The sequence below is a fragment of the Ignatzschineria sp. PL_is040 genome, from assembly GCF_055813795.1.
This window is the reverse complement of sequence record NZ_JBVPGU010000033.1, coordinates 1-854: the sequence shown is the minus strand read 5'-3', so window position 1 is coordinate 854 and position 854 is coordinate 1. Positions and strand designations below refer to the sequence as shown.

Here is an 854-nt window from a genome sequence, read left to right as displayed (position 1 = left end):
TAGGGGCTGTTGAACATTGAGGTTTAAAATAAAAAAGCAAGCGGTAGAATATTATCGTCAAACAAAACCTACCACTTGCTATGCCTCGAACCATGCTTACTGATAAACTATGGCTGAAACTAAAGCCTATTCTCCTAGATTTAAATATCTATGACAAACCAAATTTAAGAAATATTATTGAAGGCATTCTGTTTAGAATGAGAACAGGCATTCCCTGGCGAGATATTCCAAAGCAATTTGGTCGGCATAATACGATCTTTAAAGCCTTTAGTCGTTGGTCTAAAAACAATAAACTATTGAAGCTATTTAAAAGACTATCGCAAGATATTGATTACGAATGGTTGTTTATAGATGGTACTCACATTAGAGCTCATCAGCATAGCACTGGATCTGCCACAGATAATCCTCAAGCAATTTCAAAAAGTACCGGTGGAAATAGCTCTAAAATCCACATGATTGTAGATGCATGCGGTAATCCCTGTGAATTTATCGTGACAGATGGAACTACGCACGATATTAAAGTTGCTCCTGAATTATTGAGTAAGATTCCTTTAGATGCAACGAATTATGTCAGTGCGGATAAAGGATATGATTCTGAAACCTTCAGAGAAATCATTATAAATCATGGTACTAAAGCCATTATTCCAAAAAAGAGAAACACTCTTACGAACAATAATCACATGGATTGGCATATTTATAAAATTCGTCATTTGGTAGAGAATGCATTTGCAAGGCTGAAACATTTTAGAAGTGTAGCAACAAGATATGACAAGCTAAAACAACATTATGAAAACAACGTGGCTTTAGCTTGTGCTTACATTTGGTTAAAATTATGAATGTTCAACAGCCCCTAG

Annotated in this window: 1 protein-coding gene; it reads left to right on the top strand. The window is 35.2% G+C overall.

From position 1 onward, the window contains the following. Positions 1–80 precede the first annotated feature (80 nt). Positions 81–836 carry an IS5 family transposase gene (locus AC0SAP_RS10335; RefSeq protein ID WP_473384105.1) on the top strand — a complete coding sequence of 252 codons (756 nt, stop codon included), beginning with the start codon at positions 81–83 and terminating at the stop codon, positions 834–836. Positions 837–854: the final 18 nt, after the last annotated feature.